The organism is Mesorhizobium sp. WSM4814 (assembly GCF_055811595.1).
The window spans coordinates 416,613-433,647 of sequence record NZ_JBVVQT010000002.1; the positions used below are offsets into that span (position 1 = coordinate 416,613).

Annotated in this window: 20 protein-coding genes, 3 tRNA genes and 1 pseudogene; 14 read left to right on the top strand and 10 right to left on the bottom strand. The window is 60.6% G+C overall.

From position 1 onward, the window contains the following. Position 1: 1 nt before the first annotated feature. Together AC0L2V_RS05285 and AC0L2V_RS05290 are read right to left on the bottom strand one after the other, a co-directional pair. Positions 2–859 carry an ABC transporter permease gene (locus tag AC0L2V_RS05285; RefSeq protein WP_473519695.1) on the bottom strand — a complete coding sequence of 286 codons (858 nt, stop codon included), beginning with the start codon at positions 857–859 and terminating at the stop codon, positions 2–4. Between the two features lie 43 nt (positions 860–902). Beyond that, positions 903–2,009 (bottom strand): polyamine ABC transporter substrate-binding protein, encoded by a 1,107-nt coding sequence (locus tag AC0L2V_RS05290; protein ID WP_473507595.1) that lies wholly within the window; start codon positions 2,007–2,009, stop codon positions 903–905. Positions 2,010–2,100: 91 nt separating this feature from the next. On the opposite strand from AC0L2V_RS05290, the gene AC0L2V_RS05295 reads away from it, so the two are divergent. Beyond that, complete coding sequence (locus AC0L2V_RS05295) at positions 2,101–2,715, top strand: TetR/AcrR family transcriptional regulator (protein WP_473507596.1); 615 nt, start codon at positions 2,101–2,103, stop codon at positions 2,713–2,715. A 514-nt stretch (positions 2,716–3,229) separates the two neighbouring features. On the opposite strand, the gene AC0L2V_RS05300 is transcribed toward AC0L2V_RS05295, so the two are convergent. Further along, positions 3,230–3,475, bottom strand: a complete 246-nt coding sequence (locus AC0L2V_RS05300) for a hypothetical protein (protein WP_473507597.1) — start codon at positions 3,473–3,475, stop codon at positions 3,230–3,232. A gap of 59 nt (positions 3,476–3,534) precedes the next feature. Here AC0L2V_RS05300 and AC0L2V_RS05305 point away from each other — a divergent pair, with 59 nt between their 5' ends. Together AC0L2V_RS05305 and AC0L2V_RS05310 are read left to right on the top strand one after the other, a co-directional pair. Beyond that, the gene (locus AC0L2V_RS05305) at positions 3,535–4,020 is read left to right on the top strand and encodes a hypothetical protein (RefSeq protein ID WP_473507598.1); all 486 of its coding nucleotides are present in this window, start codon (positions 3,535–3,537) and stop codon (positions 4,018–4,020) included. A gap of 351 nt (positions 4,021–4,371) precedes the next feature. Further along, positions 4,372–4,746, top strand: coding sequence for a hypothetical protein (locus AC0L2V_RS05310; protein WP_473519614.1), 375 nt, complete (start codon positions 4,372–4,374; stop codon positions 4,744–4,746). Positions 4,747–5,026: 280 nt separating this feature from the next. Here AC0L2V_RS05310 and AC0L2V_RS05315 read toward each other — a convergent pair whose 3' ends face one another. After that, the gene (locus AC0L2V_RS05315; protein ID WP_473507599.1) at positions 5,027–5,341 is read right to left on the bottom strand and encodes a hypothetical protein; all 315 of its coding nucleotides are present in this window, start codon (positions 5,339–5,341) and stop codon (positions 5,027–5,029) included. 258 nt (positions 5,342–5,599) lie between these two features. Here AC0L2V_RS05315 and AC0L2V_RS05320 point away from each other — a divergent pair, with 258 nt between their 5' ends. Further along, positions 5,600–5,836 (top strand): hypothetical protein, encoded by a 237-nt coding sequence (locus AC0L2V_RS05320; protein ID WP_473507600.1) that lies wholly within the window; start codon positions 5,600–5,602, stop codon positions 5,834–5,836. A 78-nt stretch (positions 5,837–5,914) separates the two neighbouring features. On the opposite strand, the gene AC0L2V_RS05325 is transcribed toward AC0L2V_RS05320, so the two are convergent. Further along, positions 5,915–5,990, bottom strand: a tRNA-Thr gene (locus AC0L2V_RS05325). 240 nt (positions 5,991–6,230) lie between these two features. Here AC0L2V_RS05325 and AC0L2V_RS05330 point away from each other — a divergent pair. From AC0L2V_RS05330 to AC0L2V_RS05345, 4 genes are all read left to right on the top strand, one after another. Then, on the top strand, positions 6,231–7,004 hold the full coding sequence (locus AC0L2V_RS05330) for a class I SAM-dependent methyltransferase (RefSeq protein WP_091591227.1): 774 nt from the start codon (positions 6,231–6,233) through the stop codon (positions 7,002–7,004). Positions 7,005–7,197: 193 nt separating this feature from the next. Then, positions 7,198–7,365 carry a hypothetical protein gene (locus AC0L2V_RS05335; RefSeq protein ID WP_023798133.1) on the top strand — a complete coding sequence of 56 codons (168 nt, stop codon included), beginning with the start codon at positions 7,198–7,200 and terminating at the stop codon, positions 7,363–7,365. 166 nt (positions 7,366–7,531) lie between these two features. Then, positions 7,532–7,840 (top strand): BA14K family protein, encoded by a 309-nt coding sequence (locus tag AC0L2V_RS05340; RefSeq protein WP_473519615.1) that lies wholly within the window; start codon positions 7,532–7,534, stop codon positions 7,838–7,840. Positions 7,841–8,008: 168 nt separating this feature from the next. Next, positions 8,009–8,374: a hypothetical protein gene (locus AC0L2V_RS05345; RefSeq protein ID WP_128168541.1), complete on the top strand. Its 366-nt coding sequence runs from the start codon at positions 8,009–8,011 to the stop codon at positions 8,372–8,374. On the opposite strand, the gene AC0L2V_RS05350 is transcribed toward AC0L2V_RS05345, so the two are convergent. Both AC0L2V_RS05350 and bhcR read right to left on the bottom strand, forming a co-directional pair. After that, positions 8,326–8,826, bottom strand: a complete 501-nt coding sequence (locus AC0L2V_RS05350; protein ID WP_473507603.1) for a YbaK/EbsC family protein — start codon at positions 8,824–8,826, stop codon at positions 8,326–8,328. The two genes, AC0L2V_RS05345 and AC0L2V_RS05350, sit on opposite strands and share 49 nt — an antisense overlap. A gap of 61 nt (positions 8,827–8,887) precedes the next feature. Continuing rightward, entirely contained in the window at positions 8,888–9,760 is an 873-nt protein-coding gene (gene bhcR, locus AC0L2V_RS05355; RefSeq protein ID WP_473519616.1) for an HTH-type transcriptional regulator BhcR, read from the bottom strand. 201 nt (positions 9,761–9,961) lie between these two features. On the opposite strand from bhcR, the gene gcl reads away from it, so the two are divergent. The 3 genes from gcl to AC0L2V_RS05370 all read left to right on the top strand — a co-directional run bounded on the left by gcl (position 9,962) and on the right by AC0L2V_RS05370 (position 13,704). Continuing rightward, a complete protein-coding gene (gcl, locus tag AC0L2V_RS05360; RefSeq protein WP_473519617.1) occupies positions 9,962–11,743 on the top strand; it encodes a glyoxylate carboligase in 1,782 nt (593 codons plus the stop codon). A 171-nt stretch (positions 11,744–11,914) separates the two neighbouring features. Further along, positions 11,915–12,706, top strand: a complete 792-nt coding sequence (gene hyi / locus AC0L2V_RS05365; protein WP_473519618.1) for a hydroxypyruvate isomerase — start codon at positions 11,915–11,917, stop codon at positions 12,704–12,706. Between the two features lie 110 nt (positions 12,707–12,816). Beyond that, positions 12,817–13,704 carry a 2-hydroxy-3-oxopropionate reductase gene (locus tag AC0L2V_RS05370; protein ID WP_473519619.1) on the top strand — a complete coding sequence of 296 codons (888 nt, stop codon included), beginning with the start codon at positions 12,817–12,819 and terminating at the stop codon, positions 13,702–13,704. 163 nt (positions 13,705–13,867) lie between these two features. Here AC0L2V_RS05370 and AC0L2V_RS05375 read toward each other — a convergent pair whose 3' ends face one another. Then, a complete protein-coding gene (locus AC0L2V_RS05375; protein WP_473519620.1) occupies positions 13,868–14,719 on the bottom strand; it encodes a TrmH family RNA methyltransferase in 852 nt (283 codons plus the stop codon). 200 nt (positions 14,720–14,919) lie between these two features. Here AC0L2V_RS05375 and AC0L2V_RS05380 point away from each other — a divergent pair. Both AC0L2V_RS05380 and AC0L2V_RS05385 read left to right on the top strand, forming a co-directional pair. Then, a tRNA-Tyr gene (locus AC0L2V_RS05380) sits at positions 14,920–15,004 on the top strand. A 71-nt stretch (positions 15,005–15,075) separates the two neighbouring features. Then, positions 15,076–15,149 (top strand) — tRNA-Gly (locus tag AC0L2V_RS05385). A 106-nt stretch (positions 15,150–15,255) separates the two neighbouring features. Here the strand turns inward: AC0L2V_RS05385 and AC0L2V_RS05390 are convergent. Together AC0L2V_RS05390 and AC0L2V_RS05395 are read right to left on the bottom strand one after the other, a co-directional pair. Next, a complete protein-coding gene (locus AC0L2V_RS05390) occupies positions 15,256–15,702 on the bottom strand; it encodes a GFA family protein (protein ID WP_473519621.1) in 447 nt (148 codons plus the stop codon). 62 nt (positions 15,703–15,764) lie between these two features. Next, complete coding sequence (locus tag AC0L2V_RS05395; RefSeq protein WP_473519622.1) at positions 15,765–16,652, bottom strand: DMT family transporter; 888 nt, start codon at positions 16,650–16,652, stop codon at positions 15,765–15,767. Positions 16,653–16,958: 306 nt separating this feature from the next. Between AC0L2V_RS05395 and AC0L2V_RS05400 the strand changes: the two are divergent. Then, positions 16,959–17,035, top strand: a pseudogene (locus AC0L2V_RS05400) (GTP-binding protein); the annotation flags it as partial.

Here is a 17,035-nt window from a genome sequence, read left to right on the forward strand (position 1 = left end):
GTCAGGCCCGCTCGATCTTGAGCCAGCGGGCGCAGGCGAGATAGGCAATGGTGACAACCGCCATCAGGATGATCGACAGCGCCGAGGCGAGCGGAAAATCGCCGCGCCGGCCGATCTGCATCATCACCAGCTGCGGCATCAAAAGCTCGTTGTTGCCGCCGAGGATCTGCGGCGTGATGTAGTCGCCGATACACAGCACGAAGGTGAGGAAGGCGCCGACCATGATGCCGGGCAAGGTCAGCGGCAGGACGACATGCAGGAACGTGCGCACCGGCCCGGCGCCGAGATCGGCGGCTGCCTTGCGGTAGCTCGGGCTGAGCTGCTTCAGATTGGCGAAGATCGTCAGCGTCAAAAGCATGACGAAGAAATGCACGAAGCCGGTGACCGTGGCCAACCGTGTGTTGGCGAGCTGCAGCGGCTCGCTGAACAGGCCGGAGCCGGTCAGCGCGCGGTTGATCACGCCGTTCTGCGCCAGCACCAGCAGCCAGGAATAGGAGCGCACGACATAGGAGGTCCAGAACGGCAGCACCGCCAGCATCAGCGCCAGCCGCTGCCAGCGTTCCGGCACCTGTTCGGCCAGGATCCAGGCGAAAGGGTAGGCGAGCAGCACCGAAATCACTGTGACGATCACGGTGACCTGCAGCGAGTTCACCATCGCCTGCCAATAGGCCGGATTGGTGAAGAACTGGCTGTAGTTGGCGAGCGTAAGGCCGCCGCCGTCATGCGCCGTCAGGCTGGAAAACCCCATGGCGACGAACGGCAGCACGAAGAACAGCAGCGTCCAGCCGAGCGCCGGCGTGACCAGCGCCCAGGGCAGGGCATAGCCCGCGCGGGGCAGGGCGCGGCCCGCCCGGGGCATGGCACGCCCGCTGTTGGTGGTAGAGTTCACGACCGGCGACCGGTCACTGCGCCTGCAGCATTTCGGTCCAGACGTCCTGCATCTTCTTGTCGAGATCGGCATCCGGCGCCGGGTAGGGCTGGGCGCGGGCGAGGAAGTCCGGCTGCTCGTCGAAGCGCAGGATCTTCTTCTGCTCATCGGTCAGAGCCGCCTTGGTACTCGCCGGCATGCCCCAATAGCAGGCAGAGGTGGCAAGCCGCGCCTGGCCTTCAGGGCTCATGATGTACTGGATGAATTTTAGCGCCGTGTCCTTGTTTTTGGAATCCTTGAACATGGCCAGCGACTGCGACCACAGCACAGCACCTTCTCTGGGAATCGAGAAGTCGAGGGCAGGGTTCTCCTTGGCCAACCCGGCCGTCACCCATTCGCCGCCGCCGACCAGAATGTCGACCTCGCCGGTCGCCAGCGCGGTCTGGCTGGCGGTCACTTCGCCGACCAGCTTGGCATTGGCCTTCATCTTGAGCAGCTCTTGCTTGATGGCCGGAAGGTCGGCTTCGGTCAGCTCAGCGGTCTTCTTGCCGATCGCCAGCGCTGCCATGCCGATGACCGGCAGGTAATAGTCGTAGATGGCGATCTTGCCCTTGTATTTGTCGCCGGTCAGCGCGGCCAGCGACTGCATGTCGGCCGGATCGACCTTGGTCTTGTTGTAGCCGATGGTGTTGTAGCCGAACTTTTCGGTGATGCCGTAGCGCTTGCCGTCGACCACGGTGGAGCTGTCCATTTTCACCTGGGGAAAGAGGTCGGCCAGCGGCAGCTTGTCTTCCGGCAGCGGTTCGAACAGGCCCTTTTCGACGCCGCGCGGTATGTCGATGCTGTCGATCACCATCACGTCCCAGTCGCCGGGCTGCGACTGCTCGACAATGGCCATGCCGGCGCCGGTGCCCTCGAACTCCTTGACATTGACCTTGACGCCATTGGCCTCCTCGAAAGGCGCCAGCAGCGCCGGGTCGGCGTGATCGCACCAGATCAGAGCGTTGAGATCGGCGGCCTGAGCGAGGCTGCCCGTCGCCAGCAGCAGCGCTGTCGCTGCACACGCGGCGTGAAGGTGGCTCTTCAGAACCGACAGCGGCTTCCTGGTCGTTGGATTCGGGGTATTTTGATTGATGGTCATCGAGTGTTCTCCCTTGCCTTTCTGGCTTCTGGCAAAAAATTGAACCAATTCTAAAATTGAGTCAATTCTGTTTTTATGGCAGATAGCCGACATGAGCGGATTGCGGGCAAGGCAAAAGGCGGATCGGCATCGCCGGATCATCGAGGCGGCGGCGGCGCTTTTTCGCGACACCGGCTATGAAGGCGCCAAGATCGAGACGATCGCGGCGCAGGCGGAAGTCTCGGTCGGCACGATTTATAACTATTACCAGAACAAGGGCGACATCCTCGGCGCCATCGTCTCGATGGAGGTCAACGAGGTGCTCAATGCCGGGCAGGGCGTGGTCGCCAACCCGCCGGCCAATGTCGGCGATGCGCTCGACACGCTGCTCGGCCTCTATATCGAGCATTCGCTGCATTATCTCAGCAAGGAGATGTGGCGGCAGGCGATGGCGATCTCGACGCAACTGCCCGACAGCCCGTTCGGGCAGGCTTACACGGCGCTCGACCGGGCGCTGACCGAGCAGATCCGCGCGCTGATCGCCCGGCTGCAGGGGCTCGGCCTGGTCCGCCGGGATATCGACGGGCAGGCGCTCGGCGAACTGGTGTTCAATAACATGAACATGATGTTCATAGAATTCGTGAAGCGCGACGGGGCCAGGATTGCCGAACTGCGCGCCGCGATACGAAGGCAGAACCGGATTCTGGTGGCGGCGATCGCGGTTTGAGGGGCTCCCGATGGGATTTCTGGTGGCTCGGACGCCGCTAAGCCGCAATCGCACCGGTTCAATTTCGCTGGTGGGAGCACTTCCGCTGTTGACTACATCGGCGGTGTTCTACCGAGCATGCCTGGGTGGCCGCGCACGTGGAAACGGCACGACGGTCAGTGGCGCCTTACGGAATTCCGCGATGGCTATTTCTTCAATCAGCAAGTCGAGTGCCTCGCTGACGCGCTGGCTGGTTTCGTCCATGCCGCAGAGCCGGTTTTGGGCACACTCCAAGAGCTCGCGCGCCGCAGCGAAGTCGCTTCGCATGACACTACCCGTTGTTTAGCCCACCGCTCGGACATTGTCGGCGCGCTAAATTGAGTGATTGCTAATATACGCAGGGGCATTTTAATCGAATGGCATTAAATGGCCGGGAGCAGGAGATGCCGGCCGGTCCGCATCACCCTGCTGCATCCCGTTGGTTCTGATGCCCCGGACCGGAGGCATGGCGCTTTGCTTTGCGAAACGCGGGGGTTTAGTCCTGATACGATCTTGGACGGCTTAGAAATTCTCTGGCGGCGGCAATCTGGCGTCGATGCTCGCGAAGGAAGGTCAGGCTGAAACAGATCGAAAAGGCCACTCCCGAAAGGGCTATGGTTGCCTGCGAGGTCGGATCGGGATCGGCAATCATCAGGAAGCGGAAGCCGAACGCCAACGCCAGGGCAGCGAGACCACCATACATGCCGCCGATAAACGGTGCGATCGTGCGTTTCTGCTCCAACGGCGACTCCTATTTTTTCCACTACGGAATACCTGTGGTTCTGCTCCGGAATATATGCGTTGAAGCTGATGGGCTATGGCCCGGCCTGTGGAAATCGGGGACGAGCAGATTTTCGACCGACCCTGACGATCACCAGGGCGTCGGGCTTGAAAGGTAGAGAAATTTCAGTTTGTGTTACCCCTCTTTGGGGGGCTGCAATGAAGCGTTTTTTACTCGCGACACTAGTGGGACTTATGATTTTTACTGCTGACGCCCGAGCTGCAGTCGATCCGAGGTACAAGGCCGAACAGAGCGCCTTGATTAAATGCAATCAGTTGTGGTCGGCAAAGCTGTCAGTTCAGCGCGGCGATCCGTATTCGTTAGCGAGAAAAGCGCAGAAATTGTGCGCCGGACAAGAAGCAGCATACGAGCGAGCGATGCGGCCGATCCTTTACTACAAGGAGGTAGCCGATCGACACATGCGAAAGATCCGTGCCTTTCAGCTGAAGTCCAATGCTGCGATGATCGTCAAAGTCCGCGCACTCATGACAAAGAGAAAGCGATGACCAAGCCATGCCGTGCCGGAAACAATGTCGGGGGATCACAGTAACCGCGTCTCCTGTGCCCCTCCGGCTACATCTTAGGATCAAGCTTCGCCCCAGGAAAGCTTCGACACTGTCGCTAAAGAGCAGGGCACGCTTCGAACTCAATAACCATTCCGCTTGCTTATAATCTCGCGTCGGCTACTGCCAGATCATCGACATGTTGATCGAACACGCGGTGGCGAGGCATCGCGTGCGGTGATCCTCGCAATGTCGCGTAACGCCAATTGCTTTTCGAATTGAATTATTTCAACCTCGCTTTGCAGGGACGGGCGATGCTTGGGTCGAGATCGCCAAATATTGAGGGGGCAACTTTTGAACCGCATTTTGATTACCCTCGGCGCGGCAGTCTGCGTCATATCTTCGGCTGCTTCAGCCGGACAGGGAGTGCCGCAAAACATTACTTTCCTGGCTCGGATGGCCGACGCCAAGTTGAATTTGGCCGCTACAATGGCAGGTAACGTCAACGGCGTTGCGCAGAGATGCCGGGCGCTGAAGCTGAACGAAAATGGAAAAGCCATTATAGCCGTTCCAGTCCTTTTGTACGACGGTGTCGATAAACACCTGACACCCAATCCACCTAAGTTCAAGAGGGCCATCCGCGCCTATGAAGCCGCTTACAACAAAGCGGTGCGGCGCAGGGATGATTGCCACACTGAGAAGGCCAAGTACCCGAGACTCTATCGGTAGATAGCTGTCGCCATCATTAACCGAAAATTATATTGCAGAAGCGGGTGCACCAACTTGGTCGTTGATATCTTTTCCAAGCGGCAGAAGCGTCAGGGGGGCGAAATGCCGGCCAGGAGGGTGACGAGCATCTTCATAAGCGATCCTCCTTTGCTGGTCCCCGCAACTGATTGAAACTCCATGGAACGGCTTTCTGTTGCGTGGGCCGCTTTGCAGAGTGTGGACGGCCCTCAACATGGAGCCCGGAAGCGCATCCCGCCGGGCCTGATATCCGATGTCACAATCAGCCGCCGTTAGCAGGTGCTGCCGGAGCGGGTGCTGCCGGAGCAGGTGCGGCCGGCTCTGCCGGAGCGGGCGCGGCTGGGGCAGGTGCGCTAGGCTCAGCCGGAGCGGACGCGGCTGGCGCTTCGACGTTGGGCGCTTCGACCGTAGGCGCTTCAACCTTTACGTCGACGTCCTTTCCGGTGCCCCCGCCGTTGATGTTGATAACGCCGGTGAACAACAGCAGGATCACGATTGCGATAATAGCGAGAACGATGGCGACAGCGGTGCCGGCGCCATTTCCGCCTGAGTTAACAACGGTGGGACCGTCAGCCATGACTATCTCCTATTCTCAATTATCACTGGTCGGCAACGGGAGCGGCGGGCACTTAGTTCCGGCGCCGGGCTATGGTCCATGACGCAGTAAGACTGAAGTCTGTGCGTTAAAGACAGAGGGCTGAGGCTGGCAACCAAGATCTTGGCAAAGAATTGGTATTTGGCCGCCGAGCATAGTCCCTTCATCGGTGGTTCCGGGTGCCCCGCTGTATACGCATCGGCGGGCACCCGATGTGGCACCCTAACGGCGGAAAGAACTGTGACCCTTATCCAGAGCAAACAGAATGTCGATGCGGTCGCAAGCCGACCCGCCAATGACAATCAAACGCCTGACCCAACAGATTTCTCGGTGGTTGATCTTGTTTCGTCGAGCGACGATGACATCGTTGCAATCGTCAGGCGAACAGAGCGCCTAGCCCTCGCCGTGATTATAGTAATGGCGATCTTCCTGATCTTTGCACCGGTATTCTTCATTGCCCTGATGTATGGGATCTAGAGGTCCCGATTGGCCCTCGCCCCCCTTGCGCAGCGCGGCAAAATCCGAAAGGCCGGCTTCATTCAAGACGACAGGCTTTGGTGCCCCCGGACGGAATCGAACCGCCGACCTTCGGTTTACAAAACCGCTGCTCTACCAGCTGAGCTACAAGGGCACGGCGCTCCGGTTAGCATATTTGGTGCGCCAGTAAAGACAAAACTCCGTTTTCGGCTGCCCAGAGAGCGCCGGAGCTGCCGGCGTGGCCATCCTGAAAACGGCTAATTCGCTTCCTATAATGGCCGAAACTGCAATCGCATAGGCGGAGGGTGTCGCATGGTCAGACTTGTCGTCATTGCCCGGTCGTCGTCGTGGCCAGAGCGGACCGTAAACCCTCTTCACCGCGAGGATTCCTGTCATGGCTAGAGAAGGGTCTCTGAGAAGATCGACATCGGTGTTGACTAGGGCTCGGCGGCTCGGACGAAAGATCCTGCGCTGGCTGGAGGGAGACAGCCGATCCCAACAGCTCAGGGACGAAGTTCTGTTTTGGAGACACTGGTTCTCCACTCAGGGATCATTCTGGCCAGAGGACTACAAGGAACGTCTTGACCCCAATTTACCAATTCAGGATCACGTTGGGCGATATGTCGACAGGTTGACGACCAACCCAGTTTACATACTCGATGTGGGCGCTGGCCCCTTGACGAAGCTCGGCAAAGTGCATGCTTCGAAAGAGATCAGGATTACTGCAACTGACCTGCTGGCATCGGAATATGATCAAGTTCTGAGAGATTTTGGGATCCAACCTCTTGTGCGAACAGTCTTTGGTGACGCCGAAAATCTTAGAGCGCAATTTGACGATTACAGTTTCGACATCGTGCATGGACAGAATTGTATAGATCACACCGCTAGTCCGCTCAAGGCAATACAACAGATGCTCTCCGTCACGAAGCCCGATGGTTACGTCGTGCTTTATCATGCTGAAAACGAAGGCAAGACGGAATCCTACAAGCAGCTGCACAAATGGGACTTCACATGTGAGAAAGGACATTTCGTCATCAGAGGGCCTGGACCGGGTGGGGATTCGGTGGATGCCACTGATGCGCTGGCCGCGGTAGGGTCTGTTGAATGTAGCTTGGATGACGGCGCGGTGCTTGCTGCAATCCGAAAGCATCCGCAAAGACGTCAGTGATATCTGGCGAACCGCTGCTCTACCAGCTGAGCTACAAGGGCACGGCGCTCCGGTTAGCATATTTGTTGCGCCAGTAAAGATGAACTCTGTTTTGCCTACAAGCGCGCCGGAGCTGCCGGCGCGGGCATCCTGAAAACGGCCAATTGGCTTCCTATATCGTTCGAAGGTGCAATCGCATAGGCGAGGGTGTCGCATGATCAGACTTGTCGTCATTGCCCTGATCGTCGTCGTGGCCTGGTTTCTCTTGGTGAAGCTCATCAAGGTTTTGAAGAGCGCCAATGTCGACTGGACCGGCGTCACCACCATCATCGGCTTCATCGCGCTCGCCTTCTGGCTGCGCCACATCACCGGCATGGGCTGAGGCCTCCCGCCGCCGGACTGCCAACCGGCGCTCTTCGCCGGTCGTCATTGCGCGCCTGGCGCAAACCCAGTTCAGAAAAATCGAAAAAACCGTCGAACCTTTTTCCTTGCTGCCACGACAGATGGTCAAGAGGCGGATGGATCGCCTCTGCAGCAAGGAGATCGTCATGTTCAAGCGCACCATCGTTTCCGGCCTCATCGCCACCACTGTCGCCGCCGCCATGCTGGCCGGCACCGTTCAGCCTTCGGCCGCCCATCACAAGCACCATCACAACAAGCACCTTGGCATCGGCATCGTCGCCGGCGTCGGCGGCTTCCTGCTCGGCAGCGCGCTCGCCCAGCCGCGCACCGTTTACATCGACGAAAATGGCGGCTCATGGCACGTCCGGCGCTGCCTCAACCGCTATCAGAGTTACGATCCGTACTCCGACACCTATGTCGGCTACGACGGCTACCGTCATCGCTGCCGGCTTTGAGGGGAGGTGAACCGTTTCAGGCAAGGCAAAAAGGGGCACCCACTGCCCCTTTTTCAGCTGTCTGGGTTGCAAAATTGAACCGGCACCGCAACCGGTTCCAGCGAGGGATGTACAGGGATTTTTCGACAGCTTAGTCTGGCGGTGAAGGCACCAGAGGGAGAGGGACGCTTGGACGAGCACGAACCCAAGGAAGAGCAGATTGAGACGGATTTCCGCAACGGAACGATCACCACCGTCGGCATTCTACTGGCTTTCTCGCTGGGCTTCATCACGCATTGGGCCGCCAACCCGCTCCCTTGGGAAATCTATCACCTGGCAGCCGTCGTGCCGATTTTGATAGGCATTGCATTGCAGATACGAGCGCTGCGGTTGCTGCTCGACACAACGTCTCTACAGCGACGCGTCCATGAACGTGCCACCCGCATCTTCATCGCCGGCCTGATCTTCACCGCCTGCGGAGTTGGGCTGGCGATGCTGCTTGATTTCTACGACCTATCGACCAAGAGCGCGGTGCCCGGGGCTAGCTCATCCTGACAGATGTCGCACCATTCGGCGCCGGTCAGCGCTGCCATGCGCTCGACGCCTATTTTCACCGCTGCATTGGTTGCGCCGGCCGCTGGCACGACCTGATCGTAGGCGCGCAGCGATACGTCGCAATAGACCGGCAACGGCGAGGCGAGGCCGAAGGGGCAGACGCCGCCAATCGGATGGCCAGTGATTTCGGCCACCTGCTCGGCATCGAGCATGCGCGGCTTGCCGCCGAATGCATCGCGCGATTTGCGATTGTCGATGCGCGCGTCGCCGCGGGCGACGACCAGCATGACCCGGTCACCGACGCGCAGGCAGATGGTCTTGGCGATCTGCCCCGGCTCGACGCCGTGCGCCTCGGCCGCGAGCGCGACGGTCGCCGAGCTTGTCGGCGTTTCGATCACCTCGATGTCGCGGGCATATTCGGCGAAGAAGGCTTTGACGGATTGGAGGCTCATGCGTCTTTCGGGCGTCGGCTGGCAGAAGGTGGATCCAAACTTGGCCGTAGCCGGGCGGCTGTCAAGGTGAGCGCGCAGCGCCAATCTCGAAGAGTGAACCCGGTTCGGCGGCGCGGCTTGGCGGCAGACCACCAATCATCCTGGTTATTTCCGCTGCCGCATCGTGCACCAGCGGGCCGATCTCGGCCAGCCGCTCCGGCGTCACCCGCACCGTCGGTCCCGAAACCGACACGCCGCCGATCGGCTCGCCGAACTCGTTGAAGATGGCCGCGGCGACGCAGCGCATACCGGGGTGCCGTTCCTCGTCGTCGACCGACCAGCCGCGCAGTTTTATCGTCACCAGATCACGGGCCAACGCCGAGATGTCGGAGAGCGTCTTTTCGGTGAAGCGCTCCAGCCCGGTCCGGCGCAGGACGGCGCCGACGCGCTGCGGCTCGAGATGCGCCAGCACCGCCTTGCCGATGCCTGAGGCATGGAAGGAGCTGCGCGTGCCCGGCCGGAAGAAGGCGCGGATCGCCTGATGCGTCTCGACCTGGCTGACGAAGACGACGCAGTCGTCCTCGGCGACGCCGAGATTGGCGGTCTCGCCGGTCTTCTCCATCAATTCCTGCATGACGATGCGGGCGCGGTCGACCAGCTTGCGGCGGCGCAGGAACGCCGCGCCCATGCGATAGGTCTCGACGCCGATCGACCACAGCTGGTCGGTGCTGTCGAACTCGACCATGCCGTGGTTTTCCAGCGTCGTCAGCATGCGGTAGGCGGTGGAGGCGGGGAGGCCGCTCTGCGCGGCGATCTCGCTCAGCGACAGGCCGTTGCCTTCGGCGACGATGGCCAGGATGCGCAGCGCCCGGTCGAGCGACTGCACCGAAGCCGCCTCGGCCGGACCGTGGAAGGCGCGCGGCCGTCCGCGCTGGCGCTTTTCGGCGGTTTCCATAGTGGCATTCTTGCCGATTTCGCCAAAGGCGCAATGAAAAAGTTTTTCACAAATATGCTATGCGACTTCGTGGAAAACACAAAATCCAGTGAAATCAGTAAATAGCCGCAGTTTCTTAGAAATGAAAAAATATTCTGAAAAAATTGAAAAGTAACAGGCGCGCTGGCATTCTCGGCCATCAACAATTCCGTGGAGGCTGACATGGCCAGGATGCGCGCAGTCGACGCAGCGGTTCTCGTTTTGGAAAAAGAAGGCACCTCCTGCGCCTTTGGCGTGCCGGGTGCTGCCATCAACCCGTTCTATTCGGCGCTGAGGGCGAGGGGTACGATCCGCCATATCCTGGCGCGCCATGTCGAGGCGGCCTCGCACATGGCCGAAGGTTATACCCGCGCCAGGTCAGGCAATATCGGCCTGTGCATCGGCACTTCGGGTCCGGCCGGCACCGACATGATCACCGGGCTCTATTCGGCCGCGGCCGATTCCATCCCGATCCTCTGCATCACCGGCCAGGCGCCGCGGGCGCGTCTCAACAAGGAGGATTTCCAGGCCGTCGACATCGCAGCCATCGCAGCACCCGTCGCCAAATGGGCGGTCACCGTCATGGAACCCTATCTGGTGCCGATGGCGCTGCAGAAGGCGTTCCACCTGATGCGCTCGTCGCGGCCGGGGCCGGTTCTCATCGACCTGCCGGTCGACGTGCAACTGGCCGAGATCGAGTTCGACATCGATGCCTATGAGCCGCTAGTGCCGTTCAAGCCGGTAATGTCGCGCGGCCAGGCCGAGAAGGCCTTGGCGATGCTCAACGCGGCCGAAAAGCCTGTCATCGTTGCCGGCGGCGGCATCATCAACGCCGATGCCTCGGATCTGCTGATCGAGTTCGCCGAAGTCACCGGCGTGCCCGTGATCCCGACGCTGATGGGCTGGGGCGCGATCCCCGACGACCACCGGCTGATGGCCGGCATGTGCGGGCTGCAGACTTCGCATCGCTACGGCAACGCGACGATGCTCGAGGCCGATTTCGTCTTCGGCATCGGCAATCGCTGGGCCAACCGTCACACCGGCTCCGTCGACGTCTACACCAGGGGCAAGAAATTCATCCATGTCGACATCGAGCCGACCCAGATCGGCCGTGTCTTCGCGCCGGACCTCGGCGTCGTCTCGGATGCCGGTGCGGCGCTCAAAATGCTGCTCGACGTCGCCACCGAGTGGAAAACGGCTGGAAAACTGCGCGACTGGTCGGGTTGGGCCAGGGAATGCCAGGGCCGCAAGAAGACGCTGAAGCGCAAGACGCATTTCGACCAGGTGCCGCTAAAACCGCAGCGCGTCTACGAGGAGATGAACAAGGCATTCGGCCGCGACACCACCTATGTCACCACGATCGGGCTTTCGCAGATCGCCGGCGCGCAGTTCCTGCATGTCTACAAGCCGCGCAACTGGATCAATTGCGGCCAGGCCGGTCCGCTCGGCTGGACGCTGCCGGCAGCACTTGGCGTTCGCGCCGCCGATCCGCAGCGCAACATCGTGGCGCTGTCCGGCGACTATGATTTCCAGTTCATGATCGAGGAACTGGCGGTCGGCGCGCAGCACAGATTGCCCTATATCCATGTCGTCGTGAACAATGCTTATCTCGGTCTGATCCGCCAGGCGCAGCGCGGCTTTTCGATGGATTTCGAGGTCAGCCTCGCTTTCGAGAACGTCAACCGGAAAGACGATCCAGAGGCTGGCTATGGCGTCGACCACGTTGCTGTCGCCGAGGCCATGGGCTGCAAGGCGGTCCGGGTGCGCCGGCCGGAGGAATTCGCCGGCGCCTTCAAACAGGCGCAACAACTGATGAAGGAGCACCAGGTTCCGGTGGTGCTCGAATTCATCCTTGAGCGCGTCACCAATGTTTCGATGGGCACCGAGATCGACAAGATCACCGAATTCGAGGAGCTTGCCGAACATCACGAAGACGCGCCGACGGCGATCGTCATGCTGGATTAAGCTGTGCTGATATTCAGGTGATGCCGGCCTGCAAACGGCGGTTTCCTGCGCTTCCGGTGCTCACGTACCAAAATGTACGCTCCGCTCCGGTTCTCGGAACCCACCATTTTCGGCGCGGCCTGACCTGAATCTCACCACAGCTTGGGCCGGGCGAGAACAAGGAGAAAAAAGATGCCGCGTTTTTCAGCCAATCTTTCGATGCTCTTTGGCGAGCACGATTTCCTCGACCGCTTCGAAGCCGCCGCCCGCGCCGGTTTTGGGGGTGTCGAGTATATCGGCCCTTATGACCATGCGCCCGATGTCGTTGCGGCGAGGCTGAAGAAGAACGGCCTGACGCAGGTGCTGTTCAACCTGCCGGCTGGCGACTGGGGCAAGGGCGAGCGTGGCATCGCGGTGTTGCCGGATCGTGTTCCCGAATTCCGGCAAGGCGTTGCCAAGGCGATCACCTACGCGCATGCGCTGGGCTGCGAACAGGTCAACTGCCTCGCCGGCATCGCGCCGCAAGGCGTCGAACGTTCGGTGCTGGAAGATGTCTTCGCCGAGAACCTGGCTTTCGCGGCCGACAAGCTGGAACAGGCCGGAATCAGGCTGTTGATCGAGCCGATCAACACTGGCGATATTCCCGGCTTCTTCCTCAGCTATTCGGACCAGGCCCTGGCGCTCATCGACCGCGTCGGCTCAAAAAACCTGTTCCTGCAATATGACATCTATCACATGCAGATCATGGAGGGCGATCTCGCCCGCACCATCGAGGCCAACCTCGACCGCATCGCGCATATCCAGCTTGCGGACAATCCCGGCCGTCATGAGCCGGGGACGGGCGAGATCAATTTTCCTTTTCTGTACAGCCACATCGACCGCATCGGCTATACCGGCTGGGTAGGGGCGGAATACAAGCCGAAGGTTTCGACGGAAGCCGGGCTGGGCTGGTTCCGGGAGTTTGCCGGGCAGGCGGCGGCGTAGGGGACGTTTACAATTGACGTCGAGTTTCTTCGCGCCCCCCTCTGGCCTGCCGCCAGAGGGGGCGCGACGGAACGCGGCCTTAACAAGGAAAATACCAGGGAGAAACATCAATGGAAACCATCGGCTTCATCGGCCTCGGCATCATGGGCGCGCCGATGGCGGGGCATCTGCTCGACGCCGGCTATCAAGTCGTCGCCAGCGACCATCGCTCGAAACCGCCGGCCGATCTCGTCGCCAAGGGTCTAAAAACCGTCTCCGGCCATCACGCCGTGGCACGTGCCGCCGACATCATCATCACCATGGTTCCCGACACGCCGGAGGTGGCCGACGTGCTGTTCGGCGACAGCGGCGTCGCCTCGGGTTTGACCGCGGGCAAGCTGGTCATCGACATGAGCTCGATCTCGCCGATCGAGACCAAGGAATTCGCCACAAAAGTCAATGCGCTCGGCTGCGACTATCTCGACGCGCCGGTGTCGGGTGGCGAGGTCGGCGCCAAGGCCGCGTCGCTGACCATCATGGTCGGCGGCGAGGAAAAGGCCTTCGAGCGCGCCAGGCCGGTGTTCGAGAAAATGGGCAAGAACATCACGCTGGTCGGACCGAACGGCGTCGGCCAGACCACCAAGGTCGCCAACCAGATCGTCGTCGCGCTGACCATTGAAGCAGTCGCGGAAGGGCTGGTTTTTGCATCGAAAGCCGGCGCCGATCCGGCCAAGGTGCGGCAGGCGCTGATGGGCGGGCTGGCCGCCTCGCGCATCCTCGAAGTGCATGGCGAGCGCATGATCAAGCGCAGCTTCGCGCCGGGCTTTCGCATCGAACTGCACCAGAAGGATCTTAATCTCGCGCTGGAAGGGGCGAAAGCGCTTGGCGTGGCACTACCCAACACCTCGACGACGCAACAATTGTTCAACGCCTGCGCGGCCAATGGCGGCGCCAAGGAGGATCATTCGGCGCTGGTCAAGGCGCTGGAGCGAATGGCGGGATATGAGATTGGTGAATAGTGAATGGTGAATGGTGAATAGTGAATAGTGAATAGTGAATAGTGAATAGTGAATAGTGAATAGGTTAATGGTAGTATCGATGCGACAGTCAGTGGTAGTGAACTGGTCACGACTTACGTGCAGTCTCACTATTCACTATTCACTATTCACCATTTTTTACCATTCATCCGTTCAAAAACTTCCTCGCCGCATAAAGGCTCACCGCCGCCGCATTCGACACGTTGAGCGAGCGGATGGCGCCGGGCATGTCGAGCCGGGCCAGCGTCGTCACCGTTTCGCGCGTCTTCTGACGCAAGCCCTTGCCCTCGGCGCCCAGCACCAGCGCGATCCTTTCCCCGGCAAAACTTTTCTCGAGTTCCGCCGGCCCGTCCGAATCGAGGCCGATGGTCTGGAAGCCGGCCTCGTGCAACTGGCCGAGCGCGTCGGCGAGGTTTTTTACCTCGATCTGGTCGATATGCTCCAGCGCGCCGGAGGCCGACTTTGCCAGCACGCCGGATTCATGCGGACTGTGGCGCGCCGTGGTGATCAGCGCGCCGGCGCCGAAGGCGACCGCCGAGCGCAGGATCGCGCCGACATTGTGCGGATCGGTGACCTGGTCGAGGACCAGCACCAGCGTGGTATCGCCGAGCGCATCGAGGCGCTTGGGTTTTAGCGGCTCGGCTTCGATCAGCACGCCCTGATGCACGGCGTCGGAGCCGGTGACCTTGTCGATGTCCTTCGGCTCGACCATCTCTGTCTCAAAGGGCAGGGCGGCGAGGTCGGCGATCGCCAGCCGCTCGGCGGCGTTGCGCGTCACCAGCATCTTCTTGATCCGCCGGCGCGGATTGTCGAGTGCCGCTCGCACCGTGTGCAGGCCGTAAAGCCGCACCAGGCCATCTGCCGCTGTTTCTCCTGGCGGCACCGGCTGGCGCGGCCTGAACGCCGGCGCGCCGCCGCTCTTCTCGTCGCGATGGGCGCGGCGCAGCTTGGCGTAGTGGGTGTCTTTCGGGGTTTTGGGCTTGTTATCGTTGCTCATGGCCGGTTCTATAGCCGTGTCGTCTGTCTAAGGATACAGCCGCAAAACCCTGCTCGTCGGGTCGTCAACAAATTCAGCGCGTTTTGCCGGGATGTTGCGGTTGACAGTTTTGGGCGCTGCCGCCATAAGGCGCTTCGCGACGGGCTGCTCCTGCGGCCGCGACGCGTCGATGTCTCGTTGCATGGCTCCGGCGGCAGACTGGAGAGGTGCCCGAGTGGTTAAAGGGGACGGACTGTAAATCCGTTGGCTATGCCTACGTTGGTTCAAATCCAACCCTCTCCACCACTGCCGGCCCGGAAGCCCTGAAACGCAAAGCCTCGGACCGAAAAGTGCATAGCGGTTTTCGGGTGAGATGCGCGGGTATAGCTCAGTGGTAGAGCAGCAGCCTTCCAAGCTGAATATGCGGGTTCGATTCCCGCTACCCGCTCCAAGCATGCTGTTGAAGTCATTATCGAAAATAAAACAACTTCCTTGAAAATGCGCCGTGTCACTGCGTGTGCCTGAGCGGCAATGCCGTCAGCCACATCGCCAGGTCTTCAGTCGGCGCCCCCGGCAGCATGCTCCTCATATTGAGGCAGGTCGTCGGCGATCGTGAACCACTTCGCCTTGGAGCCGACAAAGATGTGCTGCGTCGGACGGATGGCCGGTTCGTCGACGAGGGTTCCCATGGTGACGTGGACGAAGGCGCCGTCGCGGACGACCGAGTAGAGCAATGAGCCGCAGGTCTTGCAGTGCACGTTGTGGCCGGTCTCCTCGCCAAAGATCAGGAGGTTGTCCTCGCCCTTGGTCAGGCTCAGTCTCTCACGCTCGATGCCGGCAAACGGCTTGAAGGCCGAACCGGTGGTGCGCCGGCAGTCCGAGCAGTGGCAGTTGGCGGCGTAGATGAACTCGTCGGCCACCGCGTATTGCACGGCGCCGCACAGGCATTTTCCGGCAAGCATGCGGTTGCCGACGTTCCCCTGGCTTGTCACAGGTTTCTCCATTTTTTGCGGGCAGCGGCCAAGTTGAAATTTGTGGTCCGTTGTTTTGGTCACCACTGCCCAAATTATGCCACCACGGTCAGTCGGCGCTTACGCTCGTCTAGCGACACGATGGTCAGCCCGCTGGCCACCACCAGCAGGATACCGCCGATCGCCAGTGCGTTCGGCAATTGCTGGAACACCACCAGGCCGGAAATGACCGCCCAGACGGTGAAGCAGTAATAGAACGGCGCCACGACGCCGGTTGGCCCGGCGCGATAGGCCATGAAGATGAAGAAATGGCCAAAGATCAGGAACAATCCGGCCCCGGCCATCAGCAGTAAATGATGCGTCTCGGGCGCCACCCAACGCTCCGACATCAGATGCGCGACGCCTGATCCGACCAGCACCACCACCACCGCGGAAATTGCGACGATCATTCCGGGCACGTCGGCGGCGACCCGCCGCCCGGCGAGATCGCGCGCGGCGGCGAACGCCGCATTGCCAAGCGCCAGCAAGGCGTAGACCGAGATTCCCTGCATGGTCGGCTGCGCCACCATCACCGCGCCGATGAAACCGAGCCCGATCAGCGCCATGCGCAAGCCGCCGATCCGTTCGCCGAACAGGACAGAGGAGCCAATCAGCATGAGCAGCGGCGTGATCTGTCCCAGGGCGGTCGAATCGGCGATCTGCATGTTGGCGAGCGCCACCACGTAGCAAAGGATTGCCGCCAGCTCGAGCAGGTTTCTTTGCAACACTCTCCTGTCGAGGATCAGCGGGATCTGCCTGGCGTAGCCCAGCGCAAACAGCAACGGGATTCCCCACAGCGTTGCCGCCGTCCCGCGCAGAAACAGCACTTCATAGGGCGGCAGCCCAACCGTCGCGAGCTTCAACATGGTGTCGTTGGCGACATAGGACCCGGTCGACAGGATCATGAACAGCGGGCCGCGAATAGCGATCGGAATGAAATGCATCGGATCAGGAAATCAGACCGGCGTCACACCGGCAATGGGCCAGATCCGGCAGTAAATCCGGCAAGGCGGACAGGCGGAAGCGGCAATATCCGTCGGCTGAATGCCGGCAGCAGCGGAACCTATGTCAGGCCATTCCATTTCTTCCTGTTCGTTCCTATATCCGCGCCACATCCCCGAAAACCGGATCATGGGTTCAGACCGGGTGAGAAAGCGCCGGCCACAAGACACTTGTGTTTTTCGGCCGCAGTCGCTAATCGCCCCGCATTCGACTGAACTGAAGGTCCCGGCCGTCCAAGGAAAGAGACTATGGCAAAAGGTAAATTCGAGCGTACAAAGCCTCATGTGAACATCGGCACGATTGGCCATGTCGATCATGGCAAGAC

What these genes read in the sequence shown, in the direction of transcription:
- AC0L2V_RS05285 (WP_473519695.1), bottom strand. Translation starts at nt 859, where the DNA reads ATGCCCCGGGCGGGCCGCGCCCTGCCCCGCGCGGGCTATGCCCTGCCC.
- AC0L2V_RS05290 (WP_473507595.1), bottom strand. Translation starts at nt 2,009, where the DNA reads ATGACCATCAATCAAAATACCCCGAATCCAACGACCAGGAAGCCGCTG.
- AC0L2V_RS05295 (WP_473507596.1), top strand. Translation starts at nt 2,101, where the DNA reads ATGAGCGGATTGCGGGCAAGGCAAAAGGCGGATCGGCATCGCCGGATC.
- AC0L2V_RS05315 (WP_473507599.1), bottom strand. Translation starts at nt 5,341, where the DNA reads ATGGCTGACGGTCCCACCGTTGTTAACTCAGGCGGAAATGGCGCCGGC.
- AC0L2V_RS05330 (WP_091591227.1), top strand. Translation starts at nt 6,231, where the DNA reads ATGGCTAGAGAAGGGTCTCTGAGAAGATCGACATCGGTGTTGACTAGG.
- AC0L2V_RS05335 (WP_023798133.1), top strand. Translation starts at nt 7,198, where the DNA reads ATGATCAGACTTGTCGTCATTGCCCTGATCGTCGTCGTGGCCTGGTTT.
- AC0L2V_RS05340 (WP_473519615.1), top strand. Translation starts at nt 7,532, where the DNA reads ATGTTCAAGCGCACCATCGTTTCCGGCCTCATCGCCACCACTGTCGCC.
- AC0L2V_RS05350 (WP_473507603.1), bottom strand. Translation starts at nt 8,826, where the DNA reads ATGAGCCTCCAATCCGTCAAAGCCTTCTTCGCCGAATATGCCCGCGAC.
- bhcR (WP_473519616.1), bottom strand. Translation starts at nt 9,760, where the DNA reads ATGGAAACCGCCGAAAAGCGCCAGCGCGGACGGCCGCGCGCCTTCCAC.
- gcl (WP_473519617.1), top strand. Translation starts at nt 9,962, where the DNA reads ATGGCCAGGATGCGCGCAGTCGACGCAGCGGTTCTCGTTTTGGAAAAA.
- hyi (WP_473519618.1), top strand. Translation starts at nt 11,915, where the DNA reads ATGCCGCGTTTTTCAGCCAATCTTTCGATGCTCTTTGGCGAGCACGAT.
- AC0L2V_RS05370 (WP_473519619.1), top strand. Translation starts at nt 12,817, where the DNA reads ATGGAAACCATCGGCTTCATCGGCCTCGGCATCATGGGCGCGCCGATG.
- AC0L2V_RS05375 (WP_473519620.1), bottom strand. Translation starts at nt 14,719, where the DNA reads ATGAGCAACGATAACAAGCCCAAAACCCCGAAAGACACCCACTACGCC.
- AC0L2V_RS05390 (WP_473519621.1), bottom strand. Translation starts at nt 15,702, where the DNA reads ATGGAGAAACCTGTGACAAGCCAGGGGAACGTCGGCAACCGCATGCTT.
- AC0L2V_RS05395 (WP_473519622.1), bottom strand. Translation starts at nt 16,652, where the DNA reads ATGCATTTCATTCCGATCGCTATTCGCGGCCCGCTGTTCATGATCCTG.